Below are 17,900 nucleotides of genomic sequence, written 5' to 3'. Positions count from 1 at the left end.
CGATCCCCCGATAATGGCGACGGCTACGTTTCTTCTTCACTGTGACGATCGACCGGCCCGATCTCTCTCGCCACCTGGCCCTCATCCATCAGCCGCGCACGCTTGCCGCTGGTGCTGAGTGTCGAGGAGGTGGCCCGTCTTCTTCGCTCCAACTGATTGTGCGTTGTCCGATCTCCGACAGTTGATGCGACATAGCCGTACTAGTGCTAGCGTTTTGTTTGGAAATGACCTTCTCCATTGGCACGGTACGTGCCTTTGCAATCCAGAAACGCATTCGGACTTGAGCAGAAGTCGGGCGGCACCACACGAAGAGCTTTCCACCGCTGACGTCGCGGAAGAATCGTTCACAAGGGAGGTCTCAATGACCTATGACGGAAAAGGCAACTTGCGAAGCCCGCTCCTCGGTCGCCGGTTGCGACTGGGATTCGTCGGTGGCGGAAAGGGTGGCCTTGTTGGACAATGGCACTTCGCCGGGGCGAGATTGTCGAACCACTGGGAGGTCGTTGCGGGTGCGCTATCCTCAGATCCGGATAACGCACGCGCATCGGCCGCAGAATGGATGATTGCGCCCGATCGCTCGTATGGTGACTGGAACGCCATGGCAGAATCAGAAGCTGCGCGCGACGATGGTATAGAAGCAGTCGCAATCGTCACGCCAAACTGGACACACCATCGTATCGCGACCGCCTTTCTCAAGGCCGGTATCGACGTAGTAATGGACAAGCCCATGACGACGACGGTTTCCGATGCCCAAGACCTCGTGGAGCTACAAAGTGCTACGGGTCGTTTGGTCGTGATGACTTACCCATACGCACATCACGCGATGGTTCGTCAGGCCAAGCACATGATCAGAAATGGCGTCATCGGGACCGTGCGACAAGCATACGTGGAGTTTGCTCAGGAGTGGGCGACAAGTCCATTTTCCGATCGTGACAAGGGCGCCATTTGGCGGCAGGATCCCGAGAAGGTTGGCCGCACATCAGCGACCGGTGATATAGGGACGCATGCGTACCATCTCCTCCATACAATTACCGGACAGGATATTGCCAGCCTCAGGGCTGAGTTTCACAACTGTGGAGCTCCGAAACCGATGGAAGACACGGCCTATATTAATTTCCGTCTCAAGAATGGTGCCCCTGGGATTCTTTGGGTGACGCAAGCTGCCCCGGGCCAATATTGTGGTCTCCGCATTCGCGTGTGGGGCGACAAGGGTGGGCTCGACTGGGATCAGGAAAAACCGGAGGTGCTGCGTTATGTACCCCTGGGGGAGCAGGAGCAGATCTTCGTGCGAGGTCATGGCAATGGAATCTTACCCGAGGCGGAACGCCTAGCACATCTCCCACGGGGGCACGGCGAAACTCTAGTGGATGCATGGGCAAATCTCTATGCCGAGGCTGGTCTCGCGATCGCCGCACGCCGCGGGGGATACGCTCTCCCGGAAGGCAGTGTCGAGCTTTCCGGAGTTGAAGATGGGCTTAAAGGGATGCTGTTCATTGATGCTTGTGCCGACAGCCACGAATCTGGTGGGTCATGGTTGTCGATGAGGCAGTGATGCGTTTCCCCGCCCCATTCGCGCATCCGCTGAGCTGTGGATTCAGCGTCTTGACATCTGCGGATGACTCCGGTCGCAGTTCGTTGTCGGGCACTTTCGCTGAGGCCATTGTTTCTTCTGTGAGACCGGTAATTCATCGTGGGATGAGCACGGAATATCAAACCCGAAATGGTCCGTGACCAATGTTCAATAGGCGACGGTGGCGGTAGAATGGTCGATTGCGATCCGGGGTAGGGCAAGAACGTCATGGCGGTGCCGCAGAGCGCGGTCGTGAATCACGAAGAAGAGAACTATTCCCTCATCGCCGACCCGGATTGCCACACCTTGAAGGACTATACCACGCGCCGGATCCGCATCGCTATCAAACTAAAATCCGGCCCCAGCTTCATGCTCGCGAGTGGTAATTGGTTCGATCTGTTGGATCCCTGGGGCAGCGCGTTCACAATTTTCGATATCGCACAAGGACTTTCGAATATTTGCCGCTACGCCGGTCAATGTAAGAAGTTCTATTCTGTGGCTGAGCATTCTATTCATGTCTGTGAAACAGCACAGTACTGGACGCATTGGGGAAGGGGTTGGATAGGGCATTGAATTGATTCAAAAAGGCGAATCTTTCCGGCAAGAAAGGATCGCCTGATGCAATCGGTTTTCTCCAACGCCCTATCCGAGATGGCAGCCAAGCACTTATCGCTTTCGCGCACAAGACAGGAAACGCTGTGCTGGCTGGTGCTGTTGATGCTGCGCTTCAGCACGATCTCGCTGTGGCGGCTGGCGGCGGCGACGGACGCGCAAGTGGATTCGGTCCGGCGGCCCTTCTACCGCTTCTTCCAGTCCGGCTCGATGCGGGCTGTGCGGCGCGCATGGTCGTCTCTCTACTCGGGTTTCGTGGCAAGCCTTGGGTGCTGGCGATCGACCGCACCAACTGGGACTTCGGCAAGACGACGATCAATATTCTGATGGTGTCGGTGGAATGGCGCGGCGTGGGTATTCCACTCATCTGGGCGCTGTTGTCGAAGGCAGGCAATTCATCGACCGCAGAGCGCATCGATCTGCTCGGCCGTCTGAAGCGCCTCTTCCCGGACATGAAGATCGCCCAACTGACGGGAGATCGCGAATTCATCGGCAACGCGTGGATGGCCCATCTGGCGCGCGAGAAAATCCCCTTCACGCTGCGCCTACGCGAAAACCAATATGTCGGCCGCGACGGCTACGCCACATGGCCGCTTGAGCGCTATGCGCAAGGGCTCAAGCGCGGCGAAAAGAGAACCCTGCCGGGTCTATGGCGCCTCGGCGCAAGCGATGTTCGCGTGCGCATCGTCATGATGCGATGGCTTCCGATAAGCATTACTTATCGATGGTTATAACCCCAACTCGGCACCATACCATGTGAGGAACCCAAACTTTTTTATAGAGTTCGTATAAGAGATCGTTTACCATAAAACCAATGGCTTACGATTTCGACAGATTGGCAATTTCGAGCTTTTTGGAACCGGCGTTTCGCGCCGGTATCGCTCTCACCCGTCTCGACGAGCGCATCGCCCGCTCGCCGGTCGGAGCCGGCTTCCTCGAGCGCGCTCAGTTCACCGACGCCTGCGCCTCGCTGTGGATCGACGGCGAACTCGTCCATCTCGAAGACCTCGTCCTCCACGACGCCTTTCGCGATACCCGCACACCTACCCACGAACTCACCATCGCCCGCGACGTTCTTCGCACCCGCCGGCGCATTGTTGGTCAGTCGCCCGAATGGGCACTATCGCCCGACGGTTTGCGGACGCTCCGGCAGACGTCGGAAATCACATCGGTCGTCCCTGACGATGCGTCGATGGCCGGCACCATCCGACGCGTAGTCCCAAAGGATCCGGAAGGAGAGGGGGATGATGATGGTGATGACGACGCCAGGCTCAAGACTTGCCGGCGGTGCTGCAGTCGATAGTTGCTCTCGATGACGCAGCACGCCGCGCCATTCGTCGAGCCGAGCATCCTCGTCCCAGTCGAGATCGTAAATCATCGGATCTTTGTCATGAACGCTGCCGCGGCCGGGCCGGGTTGCGTTCTCGATCGCCGCCTCGGACCGGGCGAGAGCGCATCGATGGCGGCGTAGTCGACACCGGGCAGATCTTTGGCGTGCCTTTGAAACTGTTCGAAAGATACTGCAGTTCTCAGCGGGCGAGTGCATTCTCACCTTCGCCGTCGGCTGGCTTATCGATTACCTCACAGACAAACCTCAAACCGTCAACCGCCTTGCCCCGATTGAAATATCGGAAGATCAGCTCCGCGAATTCCTTCGCTACAAGGGCGAGCATGGTGGACGTTATGTCATCCAACGCCTCCTGTTGCGGCATATCTCAGGCATGACAGGCGCGAAATTCCAAAGCCCATTTTTCCTTAGATCAAAAGAGGCTCGGAAGGATCTATGGCTGGTGCATCTCTCGAACCACCTGAAGGCCAGGAACGTGATGGTCGACAGCCATTGGCTGATCAATAACCAATCCTTGCACCAGGGGCACGGTGGGTTGGAGATGCTTGGCTTCAATCCGAATCTCGATACCGGCAATGCTCCGGATTTTTGGTTTGGACTCAAGGACGAGGAAGTCATGAAGGATCGGCTCGCCGACGACTTCATGCGCCGGATCCGCGATACGCATGGTGACGCACCGGTCTCTTATGGTGACTTCGTAACATCGATCGCCAACGAGACGCCTGCTCGCCTGAGCGATATCAATAAGGTTACGGCGCTTCTGGTCGGGGAGAAGGAATTGGATCTCCGCAACGCGGCGAATTCACCAAAGCGCACATCTTCTCCGATCTATAGAGACACGATAGGTGTCTCTCAGCAAACGCGCTTGTGGCCGGCGCGGGCGCTTTGATCTTCGTGATCTCGGATAGGGTATCCATCTTCGTGGTAACCGCGACCAACTCGTCAACTTGGTTGAGTGAGGGCTTGTTGAAGCTGATTTCGGGCGGCTTCTTTTCCTTTTTCTGAGATATCTACACTTTGAGGATTACTAGCGATGGAATTACGGGAAAACGCTGGACGAGTGGCTGTGATTAAGTGGCCTGACCCGCTTCGCATCTATTATTTTTTGATCCTTGGCGACGACGAGTTGCCAGCTCACATGTCGCCCTTTCAAGGCTTCGGTCGAAATTGGGTTAGTCTGCATTGGGCCATGCGTGCGCTAACGAGCATGCCCGCAGACATCGACGAGCGAACACATGATGCCGCAGATATTGCGGTTCAACGGATCGCAGGAGGTCGGCGCCTCTCGTGGTATCCACTCGATATCGCGGCACTAGAAGAATTGACTGTTGATCAGCTGCCCATTTGCTGTGTCCTATTTTCTGGAGCGGGTGATGAAGCTGTCGCTCGGCGAATTGAGGCTTGGCGGGCGAAGGTCAACTTTGCAGCGTTGCACATCAGCCAGTACGAAGGGATTGGCATCTCAGGCTGGAATTTCCAACTCGGGCTCTTGCGCGATTATTGCATCAGGAAGCTGCGAGTTGCAGCAAAGAATCTCACTGGGAAGCAGTCGCAGGTCGTTACTCGGTCCGATGTTTCTTGGGATTGGCCCGAAACCACGTTGGAAAGTTACGACGTCAAAGGTCACAATATCGCAATCCCGAACCATATGGCGATGGCCAGGGTGGGTTATACACTTCAGCCATCTGTTCATTTCGCTTCTGAAGATGAGAAGGATTATACTGACGCGATCATAGAAAGCGCTGGGGCAGTCCTCAAGTTTCGGCGAGCTGTCGGAAATCACGATATCTTCGCATTGAACGCTGCAACAAGCGGAGCGATCCTTTTCGAGCCCGCCTTCTTCCGTGGCCTTTACGACAGGGTCCATGTGCCGGGCGCGGAGGGCAAGGCATTTCGCCGCGCTCTTAGATATTTTCAGAAGCAAAGGGGACTAAGCCCCACGCATGGAGAAGATGACAAAAAGTTTTTCGTAACGTCGAAAATGGCCAGAGTTATCTCGGGAATCCGTGCCGACGAGTTACGCACCCAAACACTTGCTGTTGGACTGCTGGCAGCACAGACGACGACACCTGTAGTCAGGCTAACTCCCGGCGTGAACCACGTGTTCACAGCGCTCTCCGACTATGCTCGTAATGTAAGGGCCGAACGCCCAGAGGCTCGACGTAAGGCGCCGCGGCTCTTCGCCGAGATTCAGCGACAGTTGAGTGTCGCAGTAGGTCAAGAAAGAGTGGATTTTATTAAACGCACCAGCGGGCCGCTGAAGATTATATCGGACGCCCCCTTGGAGTGGCTGCCGATCGATGACCTTCCCCTGTCGTTCCGCAGGGACTGCTCGCGGATACCAGTCACGCCGGGTAACGTGTTGATGGGACAGCTCCTGTCATTCGAGCCAATCTTTGTGGCACCCTCAGATTTCCGCAAGGTGTTGGTCGTGTCGTCTTTTGCGCCAACTGACCCGCTCCGAGATCTCCTTTCAGGCTCGATCAATATCATTCGCGATGCCTGGCCAGAGCTCGAGCTCGTTCACGTCAAAGTATCGAGCATCCAGGAGCTGGAGGCGGCGTTGAACCAATTTGGTGGTGCAATCCTGATCTTCGATGGTCACGGTTTCCCAAATGATAAAAAGCCCGTGGGCAAGCTGGAGATCGGAAGCCAGTCGCTCGATGTCTGGAGCCTTCGCGGAAAGGTACGCTGCCCGCCAATTATAATCCTGAGTGCCTGCGACACGCATGGTATAGACGCATCGAGCCATGCGACTGTCGCCAACGGCTTCATTGCTCTTGGGGCACGGACCGTCCTAGCCACATTCCTTCCTGTTGATTGCCGGAGATCTGCGATGCTCATAGGACGGCTGATGCATCGACTGGCCGAGTTCACGCCTGTTGCCGTGCGGGCATATGGGCGTGCGATCACCTGGACGGAGATTGTAAGCGGCATGTTGCGCATGTCGTTGGCGACCGAGATAATCAGCGAACTTGCCGGGCCGCCAGGTTCCGCCATTTTCGACGATTTGCAGGGGCATGCCAATATCGAAATAAACGGCCTTGATTCTCATTGGTTTGACAAGCTTATTGATCGTCTGGCCAGTGTGCGTGGCCTCGCGCCAAGCGCGATCCGCCCATCGGTCTTGGCTGCAGTCGCTAAGTCAGACACAATCCGCTACACGCAGTTGGGTAATCCCGAAACGATCGTCCTCAGCGATGAGTCATTGATCGAGATTGCTTTGCAGGCACTGGTTGGAACATCCGACAACCAGATTTCTGGCTAACCGGAGAAGCCAAGCGGCGTTCTACCTTGATGCACTGAATGGCGGATGACGTATTCTACTCACTCACCCCGCCGATCTAGGTGACGGCGATCAGCTCGGCGCCGCCGCCTTCTTCAGCAAGGCGTTCAGGGCCAGAAGCCACGACGTTAACGCGACTGCTGCGACCGATACGGATGGAGTGGTGGACGACGAATCTCTCCAAAGCTGCGGGACTCTTTCGAGCCAGCTATGCATGTCTTCCAAAAAAATGTGATCTAAAACAATAAGATGTCTTTAGGCGGAAGAAAAATTAACCGAGAGGCGTAGAAAATCTTCCGCATCGAGTTATAACTCACTGGCAAATGAGATCGGAAGCGCTTGTGGCAGCTGTGGCATCAAAACTTGAGAAAGACATTTTAAACCTGGCTCGCATAGCGCTCTCGGGCAGGCCGCAGGATGTCTTGCAGATGGTACATCGCATGGCGAAGGCACATCGCGAGAATGCGCCGGAGCTTGCGACGGGGCTGGTGGAGCTCATGCGGGAAGCTCCGACCCAGGCATCTCCGCTGCGCCGTCAAACGGAAGCTGTTCTCCCAACCGACGCAGACACCCGCTTCTCGCTGCTGCGGATTGAAGAGCCGCCCACTCTCGATCACGAGCCGGTTTTTTCCGTGGAGGTCGGCCGGTCTTTGGATCGGATTGTCGACGAGCGGACACATCTGGACGCTCTTCTAAAGGTGGGATTGGAGCCGACGCGTTCGGCAATCTTTACTGGACCCCCTGGTGTTGGTAAAACCATGGCGGCGCGCTGGGTTGCGCGATCGCTCAATCGACCACTGCTGATCCTTGACCTGGCAGCCGTCATGAGTAGCTATCTCGGTCGGACCGGGACCAATCTTCGGCATGTGCTAGATTATGCAAAGTCGATGCGGTGCGTCTTGCTGCTCGATGAACTGGACGCTATCGCAAAGCGGCGAGATGATCGCGGCGAGATCGGGGAATTGAAGCGGCTTGTCACTGTCCTCATTCAAGAAATTGATGACTGGCCGGCAACCGGACTGCTGTTGGCGGCGACCAATCACGCAGAGCTTCTCGATCCAGCTATCTGGCGACGCTTCGATCACGCGATCGAGTTTCCGATGCCGGATCCGCATGCGATCAGGGCCTTCGTGAAGGCCGCTCTCAGCCCCTATATGGAAAAGTCGGACGAATGGGCAGGAATCATGGCTGGAACGATGGCCGGTAAGTCCTTCAGCGATATTGATCGGGACCTCAAGTCTGCGCGCCGGCTTGCCGCTATTCGCGGTGGCGATCTGGCCAGCTATTTGAAGGATCTCATCCGTCCGGACCAGTTGGCGAAACCGGAACGAATTGCGCTGGCGCGGACGCTGGCTGGGGAGAGGCTGATGTCGCAACGTGCGGCGCACGAATTCACCGGTGTTGCACGCGAGACGATTAGAGGCGAACCTTCCAAACCCAAGGCGAAGCCGGGACGAAAGCGGAAACAGGATGGCGAAGCGCAACTTTCTTCTGGGCAAAGGTGAGCGGCTCACCAGCAACGTAATCGTGCGAAGCGGCCCACCCAACAAAGTGGCGCCCTATAGCTTTTCCGAAGCGCGTGCGCGCCTGTCGCCAATGCTTTCAACCACTGTCGAGACGCTCGATCAGTTGCCTGCGGTGGCATGTCCGCAAGATCATGCAGTTGCGTCTGTCACGCTGAACCCGGAATATATTGCCAAGTCCTTCTATCCAGGTGCATTGTTGAAGCAGACGGGCTTGCTTGCTGTCGGAAGCCGGCCGCGCCGGATCACACCGACCAAAAAGTCGATCGGGCGCGAACCTACCGAAACGCTGACGACCGAGCTCTTCTTGCTCGGTCCTCGATCCGCTTTCCGTCAGTGGCAGGGCGCCTTGCCACGATGGAACGACGGCTCCAGCCTTGCCGACGACATGATCACGATCGAGGAGATCGCGGCCCCAACCGTTCGCGACAAGATCAAGGGGCCGCTGCCCAGGGGTAGGGAGGCTGTCTTCGAAGTCGTTCTGCACACAGATCCACTCCTCGGCGAAACCCAGATTTTGCCGGCTTTTGACGTCTATCTCGCAACCCTCGGCATCGAGCAGGATCTTTCCAAGCGTTTTTACGCAGGTGGGCTATGCTTCGTTGAAATCGAGGCGCCCGTCGATCTTGCCGATGAAATTGCAACGTTCACGATTGTTCGCGCAATTAGGCAGATGCCGCGGCTTCGGATCTTGAGACCGGCCTTTCGAACGTCGGGACTGCCATCACAATCGATCCGGTTGCCCAGCGAACCCGCGGTGGATCCCTCGATCAGAGCTGCAATATTCGACGGTGGCCTTCCCGAAGACCATGTCCTTGACCCATGGGCGACTTCGATTGCAGGCCGACATGTCGGTGGATCTCATCCTGTGCTGGTAAGCCATGGCCTGCAGGTCACGTCTGCATTTCTATTCGGATCGCTCGATCCAACCGGGCCGATCGATGCTCCGTATTGCAATGTTGATCACTACCGGGTGCTTGACGCCGAGCCGGGGCAGGATCCACGCGAGCTCTATGAGGCGCTAGAGCGCATTGACTACGTCTTGAATAATCAGCCATACGATTTCGTCAATATTAGCATCGGTCCGAGTCTCTCCATAGAGGATGACGACGTGCACGCCTGGACTGCGGTTCTCGATGAGCGCTTCGCGCTTAACGACACTCTGGCCACCATCGCCGTGGGTAACAATGGTGAAGGTGACGCCATCATGGGCTTCAATCGTATCCAGGTTCCAGCCGACTGCATCAACGCGTTGGCGGTTGGCGCAGCAGATTCTCCCGGCGCGACTTGGCAGAGGGCACCTTATAGTGCTGTCGGGCCTGGGCGAAGCCCCGGCCTCATTAAACCCGACATCGTCGAGTTCGGAGGGTCCCTTCCGAGGCCGTTTCTCGTTGTTGCCGAAGGCCCGGTCGGCAAGCTAGAGCCGACCGGCGGGACGTCTTTCGCCGCCCCCAGTTCCCTGCGCCTCGGGGCTGGTTTGCGAGCCCATTTTGGCGATGCAGTAAATCTCCTTGCCGTGCGCTCACTTTTGATTCATTCGGCCGAACCGAGTGACCTTCCGCATGCAGAAGTCGGTTGGGGAAGGGTGGCGCGCACGATCGACGAGATGGTTCTGTGCGACGACAACACGATCCGGGTGATTTATCAGGGTGCGATATCGCCAGCCAAATATATTCGCGCCGCTGTACCCATGCCCGACACAGAACTCGCCGGCATGATCGAGATCACGGCAACACTTTGCTATAAATGCCAGACAGACCCTCATCATCCCGGCAACTACACACGCGCAGGCCTGACCGCCACTTTCCGTCCGCACGACGGGAAGTTCAAGGCTGACGAACAGGTCCATGCAAACTCGAGATCGTTCTTTGGCGACCCTGGTCTGGATGCAGGCGAGGACGAATTGCGGCGGGACGCGTGGAAATGGGAAAACTGCCTACACGCTTCCAGGCGATTCCAGGGCAAGAGCCTGAGCCGCCCTTGCTTTGACATTCACTACAATGCCCGGCTGGAAGGGCGAAACTTCTCGCCTGACGAGCAACTGGCTTATGCGTTGGTCATCACCGTTCGCGCAAGGAAAGTGGCCGATCTTTACGACCAGATCGTTCGCAAGTACGCCACAGTGCTTGAACCGATCCGGCCTGTCATCGATATCCCGGTGCGAACCTGATCCTTACTTGGTACTTCGCAGGAAACGAAGATATTCGAGAAGTTTTGCGTCTTCCTCGGGCGTCAGGTTAAGCTCGGTGAAGCTGTTGTGCACTGGAGGATGGGGTTTTTGCGCCTTCGACGTGACGGCATAGCCCGCCATTACCATCAGTTGCTCGTAATTGATTCTGTAGACGATTGCGAGCGAATGGAGGACGTTCGGGGAGGGCTTCTTAATCTTTCCGTTCTCGATTTGACTGAGATAAGCGTTTGAAACTTCGCGCTTTGTTGCTGCCTCCACCTCTCTCAGCTTCATCCCCCGATCCTCGCGGATCGAGGCGAGATAATGCCCGAGATTCGGAAGGGGCGCCGGCCTTTGTTCGGTGTCCTGATTCATGACCATCTGATAAGATATTGATTTATCGGAAATAATACTCTCGTCTGCTCATTCTGTCAAGCGTGCTAAGTATTGCTTGACACATCAAGCAGGCTTGTGCCACGATGCATTCATCGGCCGATACCGTCGGCTGCATTACACAAAGGACGAAGATATGAGCACAGTTGAAAAGGGTAACGACCCGGGCGAGGAACAGATCCTCGACGACATCATTGATCTTGAAGAATATGCCAAACTCGGCAAGCAGCCTCCGCTCGCCAAGGGCTATCGTCTTCAGGTCAACGGAAAACCGTTCGTCATTCAGAAGCCGAATCCGACCGGCTCGGAAATCCTGACGCTTGCAGGTCTTTTGCCTGCAAAGGATTATACCCTCCGGCTGAAGATGGTTGGCGAACGTCCGGAGAAGATCGCCCTCGACAAGGAGGTCGATCTGCGCCGCAAAGGGATCGAGAAGTTCAAGGCGCTGCCGCGCGATCAGACGGAGGGCTAAAGCAATGGAAATGCGGCGTGCTTTTGATCTCGGCGCGGAGGATGAGGAGTTCCTCGCTACCTATGAACGCCCCTGGGAAGCCATCATCGATGGCTCGCCTTGGGTCCTTATCCACGATTTTGCGGTACCTAAGGGCTACAACCACGAAAAGGTTACGGCAGCGATCCGGATCGAGGCAGGCTATCCGAATGCTCAGCTTGACATGGTCTATTTCTATCCTCCGCTCAGCCGTGTCGATGGACAGCCGATCGGTTGCACCGACGCGCAGCAGCCGCTGGATGGCCAGACTTACCAGCGCTGGTCGCGGCACCGCACCGCTGCCAATCCGTGGAAGATCGGTTTCGATAACCTCGGAACCCATGTTTTCCTGATCGAAGAATGGCTGGAACGGGAGTTCGAGAAATGCCCAGCAAAGTAACGCTCGCACTGTCGGGTGATCAGCATGCTCATCTGAAAAGCTTCCTGTTTCCTGGTGACGGTTACGAGGCTGTGGCTATCCTTCTCTGCGGTCGCCGAGATGGCGATCGCAACCATCGGCTGACGGTCCGAGAGATACACGACATCCCCTATGACGAATGCCTCGAGCGGTCCTCTGTCGGCGTCGTTTGGAGCCCTGACTACATTGCCGGCATTCTGGATCGAGCTGCTGAGACTGGACTGTCGGTTATCAAGATCCACAGCCACCCAGGCGGCTATGCGCAGTTTTCAGATGTCGATGATGCCGGCGATCACAAACTGTTGCCCATGATTCGGGGTTGGGTGGAAGCCGATATTCCGCATGGCAGTGTCGTCATGCTGCCTACCGGGGAGATGTTCGGCCGCGTGTTGGTCGATGAGAATGAAATGCGATCCATCGGAAGCATCAGTGTTGCGGGCGACGATCTGTTGTTCTGGTATCCGAACACGGGAGATGTCGAGATGCCGAGCTTTGTCGCCTCGCATGCGCAAGCCTTTGATGAGGGCACGATCGAACGACTCCGCAAGCTTTCTGTCGGTATTGTAGGATGCTCCGGCACCGGTAGCCCTGTGGTCGAGCAACTGGTACGTCTTGGTGTGGGCGAAATCATCATCGTTGACGATGATCCGATCGAAGACCGCAACGTGAACCGGATCATCAACTCGACCATGGACGACGCAAGGGCCGGCCGGAAGAAAGTCGATGTCCTCGGGGATGCAATCGACCGGATGGGCCTGGGCACCAGGGTTGTTCGAATGCCCCGCAATCTCTGGGACCCCGACGTCGTTCGCACCATCGCCCAATGTGATGTGCTTTTCGGGTGCATGGATACGGTCGACGGCCGCTATCTTCTCAACTGTATCGCCAGTCAATATCTCATACCGTACTTCGATATCGGGATCCGTCTCGACGCGATCCGCGACGGATATAATCACGGCCAGATTCGCGAGGTCTGCGGCACCATTCATTATCTGCAGCCCGGCCGATCATCGCTGATGAGCCGAGATCTTTTTTCGATGGAGGATGTCGCGGCGGCAGGTCTTCGCCGTACCGATCCAGATGCCCACAGGCGGCAATTAGAAGAGGGATACATTCGTGGCGCTGTCAACCGACGGCCAGCGGTGATCAGCGTCAACATGCTCGCAGCAGCGCTTGCGGTTGATGAGTTTCTTGCCCGGCTTCATCCGTTTCGGGAATTGCCGAATCAGAATTACGCGAGCGTTACCTTTAGCCTCGCGAGCATGGAGCTCATCTACGAAAGTGAAGCAGGAATCTGCCCAATACTTTTGCCCAAAACAGGCTTGGGGGATACCAGGCCGCTTCTCGGGATGCCGGAACTCGGAAAGCGTAGCTGATGAACTGGATTGTTCAATTCTTGACGTGGCTGCGCCTGCTGTTTGCCGGCTGGATTGACCCCCCCTACAAAACCATCGTGGTCCAAGCCCTTTTGCCGGAAAAGCTGAAAAATAAGGCCATATACATAGTGGAAGAGGACGGCTTCGAAGAACAGGCAGCCATGCTCTGCCCGCGCTGCCGTGATCACATTCTCCACATGAACCTTCTACCGGACGAGCGACCCTGCTGGACAATTATTTGCCATGATGACGGAACCGCATCACTGCATCCGTCAGTTTGGCGGAAGAAAGACTGCGGGGTCCATTTCTGGTTCAGGCGAGGCCGAGTTTTTTGGACTTGATCCTTAGGGCGGAGCTCACCCCCACCCGATCTATTCCACGCTTCTTTATAATCCGCTGACGGATTTCAATTTAGAGCGGCAGCAGGATTGCTGATCAGCGCGACTGGATACGAAGCGAAGCCATCGTGAATTCCGCTTCATGATTCAGTACGTTTCGCTTTCGGCATTGGCATGGCTCGACCTGTGATTTTGAAATGGCACGCCCTTCAGAGAACATGAAGAATGATGATCCGTCATTGAAGGAAAAGAGCCAACCCATAATCAACAGTGAGGTCGGGATAACCGAAAGGAGGAGCACTCACATTCGTGAGATATCAGTTTGATCAGAGTTACCGATAAGCAGATCGGTTGAGACGAATGCGCGTTCGTCTCAACATTTTTGATAGGACACCTGTAGAGTTGGTTCCCATAAAAGTGTGGCGGCGGAATTCGAGCCGCCGAAACAGGTTATTTATGCAGCAGTTTCGGAATTCCTCGCTGAAATTTGTGCATCGGTATCTTTGCTACGAATCAGATTAGCGTTAGAAACATCGCCCTCAGCGATCAACCATCGCTGGTAATACGAGCTGTTTTCGGAAACCAAATCATCGACATAGTGCCCGAGCTTACCCGCTTTAATATCAGATGAACGTGGCTTGTGCATGGTTTGTTCTCCCGTTGGCTTGATCATGCTATCAAAATTTTAAGGTTGAGTTAACTTGGAAAACCCGCTGTCCAGCATTGAGTTCCCCGAATTGTTTATTGGAATCGTTGCTCCAGTGGGCGTCGATATCTCTTCTACAATTCGATCGCTATCAGATTTCTTCGTTTCTCAGAGTTATCAAGTCATTCCGGTTAAAGTTACAGACTATTTTTCAAATATAAAAAGATCACTAAATATAGATAAGCCACTATCCAGTGGACCTACAGATATTAGAATTGATGACTACATTAATTTTGGGAATCACGTAAGATCATTATTTAATGACAACGCAATTTTGGCGGCATATACGATATTTCGGATAACAAGATTGAGGCAAAGATCGTTTAAACGCGAAGACAAAATTAGTTATTCACGTCGAGTTTTCATTATTCATCAATTCAAGCGCAAAGAAGAAGTCGATCTGATGAGGTCGGTTTATGGACGCGGTTTTTTTCAAATTTCGGTTTACTCGAAGAAGCTTTCTCGGATCGAGTATCTCTCCCGCAAACTTGCTCACGAGCAAAACAGCCCCGATGTAGATTCATTCAGGTCAACAGCCAACAATCTGGTGGTAAGAGATCAAAATGAGACCAGTAATTCACATGGTCAACGCGTTGGAAAAATCTTCCATGACGCCGATTTTATCATAAATCAGGATGAACTGGGAAAGGACTCCGTAAAAAAGCAAATAGAAAGATTTTGCTTTCTCCTATTTTCGGCGAATTATATTTCTCCAACAAAGATGGAATACTCGATGTTCGCGGCGAAAGCTGCGGCGCTTAGAACTTTGGATCTTTCAAGGCAAGTTGGAGCCGCCATATTTCGGCCTACAGGCGAAATACTAAGCATGGGTTCGAATGAAGTTCCAAAAGCGACAGGAGGGACATATTGGTGTGATGAACCTCCCTTCGATGCTCGAGAGTATACCTACGGAGAAGATTCCAATGATCGACGGAAGAAAGAGTTGCTCCGGGAGTTATTCGAGATTAGCAACCCTAGCGGCGATTTCGAAGCATATTTTGAGTCGAAGCCGATCCGCGACAGTCAATTTATGGACGCATTAGAATATGGCCGGATCGTCCATGCAGAGATGTCAGCCATTACTGATGCGGCTCGGCTTGGGATTCAGTTGAAGGGCGCAGTACTATATTGCACAACATTTCCGTGCCATATGTGTGCGAAGCACATTGTCGCGACCGGGATCTCGGAAGTGATCTTTCTTGAGCCTTACCCCAAGAGTTTGGCGTTTGATCTGCACTCCGATTCTATTCAGATAGAGGGCGCCAATCGAGGAATTTTCGACGAATACGATGCAGTGCGCTTTAAACACTTTCACGGCGTTACTCCGCGGAGGTACCGCGAACTGTTTGAGCGTTCCTCTCGGAAGCGGAATGGAGTTTTCGTCGAATTTATAAATGGGAACGCGCGACCCAACGTCAATTTCAAAGCACCATTTTATGCCGACCTAGAGTTACTGGTCATTAAGAGCGGAACGCGGGCCCTAAGCGAGATACTAGGCCCGTAATCTCACTTGTCCGCCCTAGTCCCCAAACGAACTGGGAGACTTATGTGTCGCGTTCGACCATTCCGGGCCAGGGTTACGGCGCTGACTCAACTTGTGACCGGTTCGGTTGGAGCTTCACATCAACGTTTCAACCTCGTCAACGCCCCTGTTCACGAGGGTTGCCGGGCATGGACACTAACATCCCAATTTTGCTGCATAATCGCAGATTTTCCAAGGGGGTCATCGGTTCGAGTTGGTTCAAGGCGATAGAGCCAGCATCCTATCTTGCGACCTATCTTCTCGACCGTTATACTGTTTTTGAAAAACAGTATAACACCGGAGTCGAGCTTATGAAGTCCATCGACCTCATGTATCAGACGATGCTCGCCGAACTGGGTCAGCGCTCGCTCGACGCCGCTTGGAGGGCCGATTTCCCTCGGGAGGGTCGGTTCACCCCGGCGAACATCAAAGGGCGCAAGTACTGGTACTTCGACATCCCAGATGGACATGGTGGTACCAAACGTCGTTACGTCGGTTCTGCTGATGATCCGGATATCGCGCAGCGCGTAGCTGATCATAAGCGGGACAAGGACGATCTACGCGCTCGCAGGCGCTTGGTAAATACTCTGACCCGCGAAGGCGGGATGATCGCCCCTGACGCCATGTCCGGCGACATCGTCGAGGCTCTTGCCGATGGCGGTCTCTTTCGGCTCCGGGGTGTTCTCATCGGCACGGTGGCCTTTCAATGTTATTCAGGACTGCTGGGCGTCCGCCTTCCCATGGCTGCGATCCTGACCGGCGATGCGGACATCGCCCAGGACTATGCCATCAGTCGGGAGGTTGAAGACAGTCTGCCTCCGATCGTAGAGTTGCTGCAGGGCGTCGACGCCAGCTTCCGGCCAGTTCCACATCGATCGGGATCCGCGGCCTCGTCGGCGTTTCAGAATGCCGACGGGTACAGGGTTGAATTCCTCACGTCGAACCGTGGTTCGGATGACTATATCGACCAGCCGGCGAAGATGCCCGCCCTTGGTGGCGCCAGCGCAGATCCACTACGCTTTCTCGACTTCCTCATAAGGGAACCCGTCAGGACAATGCTGCTCCACCGAAGCGGTGTCCCAGTCGTCGTCCCTGATCCGTCCCGGTATGCGGTCCACAAGCTCATAGTCGCCAGCCGCCGACACACTGACGGGCAGGGGCCGGCGAAGCGCGAGAAGGACGTTCGTCAAGCTGCGCTGCTCTTTGAAGCCCTGCAGCAGACAAGGCGATCTGCCGACTTGGCGCTCGTCTACAACGAAGCATGGGAGCGCGGGCCTGCGTGGCAAGAAGGTATTCGAACCGGGGCGGGAATGCTGCCGGCACAAGATGCCGAGCGGCTCAACACGGTCCTGATCGAGGGGGCAAAGAAAAACCGAGAGGAAATTGAACTTCCGTTTGGAGAGTAGGCCGTCTTCCGTTTCGAAAGCCAAGCAGTTGATTTGATTCGAAGTGGCGAAGACAAATATGGTGTCGAGAATTCAAGTCCGCTCAAGACCTGGAGATGGTGCAAGTCCTCAGCTATTTCCGACTATGCTTGATTTGTGTACACTCATCCAACTCTCCACGAGCGGCCACGTTTACGATGGCAGGAAGCGGCCGGCATCGACGAATGCATCGCGTGCGTGACAGCCAGTCGCGGCAGTCTTGTCGGGCTATCTCGGCAGCGCGGGGTAAAAGTTGGCGAGCCGCATGTTCTTGCCGCCGTAACCGCTCGACTGACAGGTCTACCTCGATCGGAACGAGAGCGCCCGACGGTCGCGCGGGTTCGGCTCCTCACAGCGCTGCATAGATTGCTTCGGTGAGTTCTGCCGGAAACCGTCCGCCGGGCGACTGCCCCTCTAGGCCCGCGTTGGTGAAGGCGACGACCGTAAGCCTGTTGGTCCGGTTGACAGACCACGAATGCCCATAGGTGTGAACCCGGTATGGAGAAGACCGAGCGGCTGGGTGACGAGATTGCGCACCGCCTGGTCCAGCAGCTGGCCGGTCGCGCGTTCGATCCCCGACAAGATCAGCGATCGACACCCGAAAATGCGTGGCGAGCTTGGTGAGAAGTTCGATAGACGGGTTGGTGCTGCGACCGGTCTCCAGGTCATAGACGTGGGTTTTCGATGCTCCGATAGCATCAGCCACATCCTGCAACGAGCGCCG

At 55.4% G+C, this 17,900-nt stretch carries 16 protein-coding genes and 3 pseudogenes; 15 read left to right on the top strand and 4 right to left on the bottom strand.

The annotated features are described in order from the left end of the window. The first annotated feature begins 361 nt into the window (after nucleotides 1–361). The 5 genes and pseudogenes from OLZ32_RS20715 to OLZ32_RS20695 form a co-directional block, all read left to right on the top strand. A complete protein-coding gene (locus OLZ32_RS20715) occupies nucleotides 362–1,552 on the top strand; it encodes a Gfo/Idh/MocA family protein (protein ID WP_264396500.1) in 1,191 nt (396 codons plus the stop codon). Between the two features lie 246 nt (nucleotides 1,553–1,798). Beyond that, nucleotides 1,799–2,143: a hypothetical protein gene (locus OLZ32_RS20710; protein ID WP_264396499.1), complete on the top strand. Its 345-nt coding sequence runs from the start codon at nucleotides 1,799–1,801 to the stop codon at nucleotides 2,141–2,143. Nucleotides 2,144–2,188: 45 nt separating this feature from the next. Continuing rightward, nucleotides 2,189–2,509 carry a hypothetical protein gene (locus OLZ32_RS20705; protein WP_264422393.1) on the top strand — a complete coding sequence of 107 codons (321 nt, stop codon included), beginning with the start codon at nucleotides 2,189–2,191 and terminating at the stop codon, nucleotides 2,507–2,509. Next, nucleotides 2,452–2,916 carry a hypothetical protein gene (locus OLZ32_RS20700; protein ID WP_264422391.1) on the top strand — a complete coding sequence of 155 codons (465 nt, stop codon included), beginning with the start codon at nucleotides 2,452–2,454 and terminating at the stop codon, nucleotides 2,914–2,916. Before OLZ32_RS20705 ends, OLZ32_RS20700 begins: the two co-directional genes overlap by 58 nt. Nucleotides 2,917–2,987: 71 nt before the next feature. Then, nucleotides 2,988–3,440 (top strand): annotated as a pseudogene (locus OLZ32_RS20695) (RHE_PE00001 family protein); the annotation flags it as partial. A 42-nt stretch (nucleotides 3,441–3,482) separates the two neighbouring features. On the opposite strand, the pseudogene OLZ32_RS39405 reads toward OLZ32_RS20695, so the two are convergent. After that, a pseudogene (locus tag OLZ32_RS39405) lies at nucleotides 3,483–3,673 on the bottom strand (RHE_PE00001 family protein); the annotation flags it as partial. Nucleotides 3,674–3,693: 20 nt separating this feature from the next. Here OLZ32_RS39405 and tcmP point away from each other — a divergent pair. The 4 genes and pseudogenes from tcmP to OLZ32_RS20670 form a co-directional block, all read left to right on the top strand. Then, nucleotides 3,694–4,419 (top strand): annotated as a pseudogene (gene tcmP, locus OLZ32_RS20685) (three-Cys-motif partner protein TcmP); the annotation flags it as partial. 144 nt (nucleotides 4,420–4,563) lie between these two features. Then, nucleotides 4,564–6,798, top strand: a complete 2,235-nt coding sequence (locus OLZ32_RS20680; protein ID WP_264396497.1) for a CHAT domain-containing protein — start codon at nucleotides 4,564–4,566, stop codon at nucleotides 6,796–6,798. A 359-nt stretch (nucleotides 6,799–7,157) separates the two neighbouring features. Further along, nucleotides 7,158–8,321 carry an AAA family ATPase gene (locus tag OLZ32_RS20675; protein WP_264396496.1) on the top strand — a complete coding sequence of 388 codons (1,164 nt, stop codon included), beginning with the start codon at nucleotides 7,158–7,160 and terminating at the stop codon, nucleotides 8,319–8,321. After that, nucleotides 8,287–10,509 (top strand): S8 family peptidase, encoded by a 2,223-nt coding sequence (locus OLZ32_RS20670; RefSeq protein ID WP_264396495.1) that lies wholly within the window; start codon nucleotides 8,287–8,289, stop codon nucleotides 10,507–10,509. The genes OLZ32_RS20675 and OLZ32_RS20670 overlap by 35 nt, the downstream gene beginning before the upstream one ends. A 3-nt stretch (nucleotides 10,510–10,512) precedes the next feature. Here the strand turns inward: OLZ32_RS20670 and OLZ32_RS20665 are convergent, their stop codons facing one another. Further along, on the bottom strand, nucleotides 10,513–10,884 hold the full coding sequence (locus OLZ32_RS20665; RefSeq protein ID WP_264396494.1) for a helix-turn-helix domain-containing protein: 372 nt from the start codon (nucleotides 10,882–10,884) through the stop codon (nucleotides 10,513–10,515). 154 nt (nucleotides 10,885–11,038) lie between these two features. Here OLZ32_RS20665 and OLZ32_RS20660 point away from each other — a divergent pair, with 154 nt between their 5' ends. From OLZ32_RS20660 to OLZ32_RS20645, 4 genes are read left to right on the top strand one after another with little or no spacing between them, the layout of a single operon-like run. Then, a complete protein-coding gene (locus OLZ32_RS20660; protein WP_264396493.1) occupies nucleotides 11,039–11,374 on the top strand; it encodes a multiubiquitin domain-containing protein in 336 nt (111 codons plus the stop codon). 4 nt (nucleotides 11,375–11,378) lie between these two features. Continuing rightward, nucleotides 11,379–11,792, top strand: coding sequence for an E2/UBC family protein (locus OLZ32_RS20655; RefSeq protein ID WP_264396492.1), 414 nt, complete (start codon nucleotides 11,379–11,381; stop codon nucleotides 11,790–11,792). Then, nucleotides 11,777–13,186, top strand: a complete 1,410-nt coding sequence (locus tag OLZ32_RS20650; protein ID WP_264396491.1) for a ThiF family adenylyltransferase — start codon at nucleotides 11,777–11,779, stop codon at nucleotides 13,184–13,186. The genes OLZ32_RS20655 and OLZ32_RS20650 overlap by 16 nt, the downstream gene beginning before the upstream one ends. Further along, nucleotides 13,186–13,527: a DUF6527 family protein gene (locus OLZ32_RS20645; protein WP_264396490.1), complete on the top strand. Its 342-nt coding sequence runs from the start codon at nucleotides 13,186–13,188 to the stop codon at nucleotides 13,525–13,527. The genes OLZ32_RS20650 and OLZ32_RS20645 overlap by 1 nt, the downstream gene beginning before the upstream one ends. A gap of 451 nt (nucleotides 13,528–13,978) precedes the next feature. Here the strand turns inward: OLZ32_RS20645 and OLZ32_RS20640 are convergent, their stop codons facing one another. After that, nucleotides 13,979–14,170, bottom strand: a complete 192-nt coding sequence (locus OLZ32_RS20640; RefSeq protein WP_264396489.1) for a hypothetical protein — start codon at nucleotides 14,168–14,170, stop codon at nucleotides 13,979–13,981. Nucleotides 14,171–14,225: 55 nt separating this feature from the next. Between OLZ32_RS20640 and OLZ32_RS20635 the strand changes: the two genes are divergently transcribed. Then, nucleotides 14,226–15,734 (top strand): anti-phage dCTP deaminase, encoded by a 1,509-nt coding sequence (locus OLZ32_RS20635; protein WP_264396488.1) that lies wholly within the window; start codon nucleotides 14,226–14,228, stop codon nucleotides 15,732–15,734. A 329-nt stretch (nucleotides 15,735–16,063) separates the two neighbouring features. Continuing rightward, on the top strand, nucleotides 16,064–17,158 hold the full coding sequence (locus OLZ32_RS20630; RefSeq protein ID WP_264396756.1) for a nucleotidyltransferase family protein: 1,095 nt from the start codon (nucleotides 16,064–16,066) through the stop codon (nucleotides 17,156–17,158). Nucleotides 17,159–17,525: 367 nt separating this feature from the next. Here the strand turns inward: OLZ32_RS20630 and OLZ32_RS20625 are convergent. Next, nucleotides 17,526–17,900, bottom strand: a 375-nt coding sequence (locus OLZ32_RS20625) for a helix-turn-helix domain-containing protein (RefSeq protein WP_264422388.1), incomplete at its 5' end; no start/stop codon positions are given.

The sequence above is a fragment of the Rhizobium acaciae genome (genome assembly GCF_025941625.1).
Classification (GTDB): domain Bacteria; phylum Pseudomonadota; class Alphaproteobacteria; order Rhizobiales; family Rhizobiaceae; genus Rhizobium; species Rhizobium acaciae.
Note: the sequence above shows the minus strand (reverse complement) of the source record. Positions and strands in the feature narration are given on the sequence as shown.

Excerpts from the sequence above, each read along its gene's own strand:
- OLZ32_RS20650 (WP_264396491.1), top strand. The coding sequence starts at position 11,777 with ATGCCCAGCAAAGTAACGCTCGCACTGTCGGGTGATCAGCATGCTCAT.
- OLZ32_RS20680 (WP_264396497.1), top strand. The coding sequence starts at position 4,564 with ATGGAATTACGGGAAAACGCTGGACGAGTGGCTGTGATTAAGTGGCCT.
- OLZ32_RS20645 (WP_264396490.1), top strand. The coding sequence starts at position 13,186 with ATGAACTGGATTGTTCAATTCTTGACGTGGCTGCGCCTGCTGTTTGCC.
- OLZ32_RS20655 (WP_264396492.1), top strand. The coding sequence starts at position 11,379 with ATGGAAATGCGGCGTGCTTTTGATCTCGGCGCGGAGGATGAGGAGTTC.
- OLZ32_RS20665 (WP_264396494.1), bottom strand. The coding sequence starts at position 10,884 with ATGAATCAGGACACCGAACAAAGGCCGGCGCCCCTTCCGAATCTCGGG.
- OLZ32_RS20705 (WP_264422393.1), top strand. The coding sequence starts at position 2,189 with ATGCAATCGGTTTTCTCCAACGCCCTATCCGAGATGGCAGCCAAGCAC.
- OLZ32_RS20660 (WP_264396493.1), top strand. The coding sequence starts at position 11,039 with ATGAGCACAGTTGAAAAGGGTAACGACCCGGGCGAGGAACAGATCCTC.
- OLZ32_RS20715 (WP_264396500.1), top strand. The coding sequence starts at position 362 with ATGACCTATGACGGAAAAGGCAACTTGCGAAGCCCGCTCCTCGGTCGC.
- OLZ32_RS20630 (WP_264396756.1), top strand. The coding sequence starts at position 16,064 with ATGAAGTCCATCGACCTCATGTATCAGACGATGCTCGCCGAACTGGGT.
- OLZ32_RS20670 (WP_264396495.1), top strand. The coding sequence starts at position 8,287 with ATGGCGAAGCGCAACTTTCTTCTGGGCAAAGGTGAGCGGCTCACCAGC.
- OLZ32_RS20710 (WP_264396499.1), top strand. The coding sequence starts at position 1,799 with ATGGCGGTGCCGCAGAGCGCGGTCGTGAATCACGAAGAAGAGAACTAT.
- OLZ32_RS20640 (WP_264396489.1), bottom strand. The coding sequence starts at position 14,170 with ATGCACAAGCCACGTTCATCTGATATTAAAGCGGGTAAGCTCGGGCAC.